This window comes from Chryseobacterium sp. C2(2020), assembly GCF_014218915.1.
Taxonomy (GTDB): domain Bacteria; phylum Bacteroidota; class Bacteroidia; order Flavobacteriales; family Weeksellaceae; genus Chryseobacterium; species Chryseobacterium mucoviscidosis.
Genome location: NZ_JACLCT010000078.1, coordinates 1 through 4685 on the forward strand (window position 1 = coordinate 1; position 4685 = coordinate 4685).

Genomic DNA, 4685 nt, shown 5'->3' on the forward strand with positions numbered 1-4685 from the left:
AAAGAAGGAGCGTAAAACTATACGTTTTACACTCCTTTTTTATTGGTTAATAAAAATTTAGTTTTTCAGTGACCTCACGTAAATTCGGAGCTTTTTATTTAATAAGTCTGTTTAAACTTTTTATTAACTACAAAAGTCACAAAAAATGACAAATTTTTATTTAAAGCTGATCATTATAAATGAAAAAGTTCACAATAATTTTTTAAAAAATCTTTGATTTTTATTATTTTGAGCGCTTTTATTATTATAGAAATTGGCTTTAAAATTGTCTTTTGTGGCTAATTCTGAAATTAGTTTAAACAAATTTAATATATTCAACAGTCTTTTGTTATCATTAATGAGCATGACTGTGAAAAAGATGCATAACCAACGCCAATGAAACCCCTAAAATCACAAGCCCTATTTTTAGCCAGTCGATGTTATGGTTTTTATTACTTTCAAAAATTATTACCGAAGAAATATGCAGGAAAATTCCTCCTACGATCGCCAGAAAGTAAGGCTGAAGATCGGGATTGAAATAATTTCCGAGCAGCATTCCCATTGGAGAAGCCAAAGCAAAAAGGGCAACAATGAGCAGCGAAGGATAAGAAGGATTGGACTTTGATTCATCTTTTCGATTAAATAAAAATGCGCCCAAAATAAACGATATCGGAAGATTGTGAAAAACAATTCCCAAAAGATACGGCGATAATTCCTGTTCTTCGTTCGCCAAAGGAATTCCCTCAATAAAAGCATGGATAAAAAGTCCTACCATTAAAGCAACAGGCAGAATATTATGTTCGCTGTGATGATGAAAATGTCCGTGTTCAAAACCTTTGGTTAGAGCTTCAAGAATCATCTGCAGTAAAACTCCGGCAATCACGAAAATGCCCAGACTGCTTCCTGTTTCTGAGGTATAAACCTGCGGAAATACTTCATTCAGACAAATGGTAATCAGAAATCCGGCACTTAAAATCAACAGATTTTTTGCCAGTTTTTCTTTTTTACCGAAATACTTTCCAAGAAATACTCCTGTAATAACGCTTAAAACCAGTAAAAGTACGGTAATCATTATTTTTTCTTGAATAAATTAATGCAACGCGGAGAAGTATCCTTATTAAAATCGTTCAGTTGGTAATCTCCCCAGATTTTTACTCTCTCAAAACCACATTCAGTTGCATAGGAATTGATGGCATCCAACGTGTGAAGTTTTACTTTTTCGAAGAAATGATAAGGTCTTCCGTCTGCTTCAAATTGAATGTCTTTTACAATATGTCTTCCCTCAATTTTCTTTTTTATTTTAAATTCAATATCTCCGCGAACAATAGTAGATTCCGGAACAATGCTTTTTCTTACATATTCCTCATTCAGATAATCCAGAACAAAATATCCGTCCGGTTTTAATGCATTATAAACCGACTGAAATACTTTTTTGTCATCACTCTCATTATCAAAATATCCGAAACTCGTAAAAAGATTGAAAACAGCGTCCATCGGTTCTGCATCAATCGGGTTTCTCATGTCGTGAACATCAAAAAGCAAGGTCTGATTCTCAAACTGCTTATCAAATTCTATACTCTGTCTGGAAAGATCAAGTCCCAAAACATCATACCCAAGCTTATTAAGAAAAACCGAATGTCTTCCTTTACCACAAGCCAGATCGATGATTTTTGAGTTCGGCGGAAGCTGCAGTTCGGCAGTAAGTTTTGTGATGAAATTTTCCGCTTCTGTATAGTCTCTGTTGCTGTACAGTACATGATAATAAGGGGTATCAAACCAAGATTCAAACCATTCCATTCTGCAAAAATAGTGTTTTTTGGGCGATTGTCTGTTGTTGCAAACCCATGGTTTTTGTAGTTGCAGTGATTTGTATAAACTATAAACTGACAACCAACCACTAAAATTGCTATTTTTGCAGAATGAATACAGAAAATATACAGATTCAGATAAAAACATTTTTCGGACTGGAGCAGATCTTGGCAGAAGAGATTAAAAAACTGGGCGGAAGGAATGTTGAGGTTAAAAACCGTGCGGTAAACTGTGAAGGAGATTTAGGCTTTTTATACAAGATCAATTACTCTGCGAGAACGGCTTTGAAAATTTTGGTTCCGATTCACGAATTTAAGGCTTTCAATCAGCACCAGTTTTATGACAGGCTTTTTAAATTCAACTGGGAAGAATTTATGGATGTGGATCAGTCTTTTGCAATTGATTCTACGGTAAATTCTGAAACATTCAAACATTCTCAGTTTGTAACGCTGAAAATGAAAGATGCTATTGTGGATTATTTTCAGGAAAAATTCAAAAAACGCCCGAATGTAGAAACTAAAAATCCGGATATTAAATTCCACCTTCATATCGACAGGGAGTTAATTACCATTTCTCTGGATTCTTCGGGAGATCCTTTATTTAAAAGAGGATACAGAAGAGAGCAGGGAGAAGCTCCAATTAATGAAGTTCTGGCAAGCGGAATGCTACAACTGGCTGGTTGGGACGGAAAAGGTAATTTCCTTGATCCGATGTGCGGTTCCGGAACACTTTTAATTGAAGCGGCAATGATCGCTTTGGATCTTCCTGCGCAGATTTTCAGAAGGAGATTTGCTTTCCAGAACTGGAAAAATTATGATGCGGATCTTTTTACCAAGATTAAAGAATTCAGAATCAACAGGGTGAAAGAGTTTACCGGAAAGATCGTTGGCTACGATATTGATGCAAGAATGCTGAATGCGGCAAGAATGAACATCGAAGCAGCAGAAATGGAAGATGTAATTGAAGTGAAGAAACAGAATTTCTTTGATTCCAAAAAAGAACTTTTCCCTTTGTTAATGGTTTTCAATCCGCCTTACGACGAAAGAATTTCTATTAATGATGATGATTTTTACAAGAAAATAGGCGACACTTTCAAAACCCATTATCCGAATACATTGGCATGGCTGATTTCTTCTGATCTGGAAGCGGTAAAGAAAATCGGTCTTCGTCCGTCAAGAAAAATCAAGCTTTTCAACGGAAAACTGGAAACGAGATTTTTGCAGTATGAAATGTATGAAGGAACAAAGAAAATTCATAAATTAGAAGAAAAATAAAGTGAAAACCTTCCGGAAGTGGAAGGTTTTTTTATTTCTGTTCCAGCTTTGCAATTCTATCTTTTAACTCCTGAATTTCTTTTTTCAGTAAGGAAATATATTCCTGTTGGTTTTCAAGCAGGTATTCCGGAACGTTACAGTATACATTATTGCTTCCAATATAGTTGCCGGAATTATTTTCAAAGTTTTGATGAATTGAATTCTCTTTTTCAGATTGTTTAATATCATCTACTTCTACGTCCAGTAATTTTGCGATACGTTCCCATTCTTCGTCTTTAATCTCAACTTCACCTTTTTCTTTACGAAGATAATGAGTTTGGCTGATTTTAAGATGTTCGGCAATATCCTGTTGAGAGAAATTTCTTTCTTTTCTTGCCTTGATTAATTTTTCTTTCACCATCGGAATTTTTTCATAAATATAAAATAAAATTATGCGAATAAATTCGAATAATTTAAATTTGGTTTTTATTAGTTAGGGATATAGATTTGTATAAAAGTTTTCCTGAAGAACTTTAAAGAAAATTTTATCAAAAATTAAAAAAAACAATTATGAAAAAAGCACTTATTTTTGGTATGGTATTTTTAGGAATATCAACTGTAGTTGCCTTCCCATTCCGTCCATCTTGTGGGAAAACAACAGTAGAAGTTATAGGAACCGGAGGAATGACTAACCAACAATTAGCAAATTATTTAGCGCAAATTAATTATGATTTATGTGATGTTTGGACATCTCATATTATAATTTACTCACATTAATAAATAAGGCAGTCCGTTAATAGGGATTGCCTTTTAAAATAGACCAATGAAACAAGTACTTTTTTTATGCCTTATTTTTATTTCTGTTGTAAGCAAATCTCAAACGCCTTTTAATGTTGAATATGAAGCAGATTATAAATTAGTTTATAAAGACCAGAATATACCAAATGCACCTACTCAGGATGCGGCATTTGCTTTATTGATGAACAGGGAAGAATCTTACTTTAAAAATTTAAATAAATATGTCAGTGATTCTTTAAAATATGAAAGAAAATTAAATGATAAAAGTAGTTATAATGACTATTTGAGATATTTTACTCCTTTTGATGAAAATATAGGCATTACCTCAGCTAAGATATATGTTACCGTACCCATTTCAGGGAAGAACTATAAATATGAAGAAAGTAATGACATGAATTGGAAGTTGGAAAATGAATATAAAAAAATCGGAAAATATAAATGTCAAAAAGCTACGGCTAAAAAATATGGCAGAACGTGGACTGCGTATTTCACAAATGAAATACCTTTTCCTTATGGTCCTTACAAATTCAGTAAATTACCGGGATTGATTTTAGAGGTTTTCGATGACAAAAAAGATTATGTTTTTACTTTGTATAAATTTGGAAAAAGAAAATATGTTTGTAAGTCCGCAAACATGAATTCAAAAGCAGAAGCCATACAGAAACAAAAAATTTTTGATTACAAAAGAAAAGAAATGGGCAATCCTAACAAATATTTAGAACATATTGGTGATGAGGAAACAAGACAATTATTAATGGTAATTATACGCCGGTAGTGTCCTACTAACTGTGTAAGTAGAAAAGTTATTCTGAAAAATTTTGAGCCCTCAAAGCTCAAAAAATTTTT

Annotated in this window: 6 protein-coding genes; 3 read left to right on the plus strand and 3 right to left on the minus strand. The window is 33.1% G+C overall.

Annotation, left to right across the window (positions count from 1 at the left end):
* Positions 1-334: 334 nt before the first annotated feature.
* The gene (locus H6W52_RS20835; protein WP_116099351.1) at positions 335-1048 is read right to left on the minus strand and encodes a ZIP family metal transporter; all 714 of its coding nucleotides are present in this window, start codon (positions 1046-1048) and stop codon (positions 335-337) included.
* Positions 1049-1050: 2 nt separating this feature from the next.
* Complete coding sequence (locus tag H6W52_RS20840) at positions 1051-1776, minus strand: SAM-dependent methyltransferase (protein WP_116099350.1); 726 nt, start codon at positions 1774-1776, stop codon at positions 1051-1053.
* A gap of 122 nt (positions 1777-1898) precedes the next feature.
* On the opposite strand from H6W52_RS20840, the gene H6W52_RS20845 reads away from it, so the two are divergent.
* A complete protein-coding gene (locus H6W52_RS20845; RefSeq protein ID WP_116099349.1) occupies positions 1899-3062 on the plus strand; it encodes a class I SAM-dependent RNA methyltransferase in 1164 nt (387 codons plus the stop codon).
* Between the two features lie 31 nt (positions 3063-3093).
* Here H6W52_RS20845 and H6W52_RS20850 read toward each other — a convergent pair whose 3' ends face one another.
* On the minus strand, positions 3094-3462 hold the full coding sequence (locus H6W52_RS20850) for a helix-turn-helix transcriptional regulator (RefSeq protein WP_116099348.1): 369 nt from the start codon (positions 3460-3462) through the stop codon (positions 3094-3096).
* A 149-nt stretch (positions 3463-3611) separates the two neighbouring features.
* Here H6W52_RS20850 and H6W52_RS20855 point away from each other — a divergent pair, with 149 nt between their 5' ends.
* Together H6W52_RS20855 and H6W52_RS20860 are read left to right on the plus strand one after the other, a co-directional pair.
* On the plus strand, positions 3612-3818 hold the full coding sequence (locus tag H6W52_RS20855; RefSeq protein WP_116099347.1) for a hypothetical protein: 207 nt from the start codon (positions 3612-3614) through the stop codon (positions 3816-3818).
* A 46-nt stretch (positions 3819-3864) separates the two neighbouring features.
* Complete coding sequence (locus H6W52_RS20860) at positions 3865-4614, plus strand: GLPGLI family protein (RefSeq protein WP_185216956.1); 750 nt, start codon at positions 3865-3867, stop codon at positions 4612-4614.
* The last annotated feature ends 71 nt before the right edge of the window (positions 4615-4685 follow it).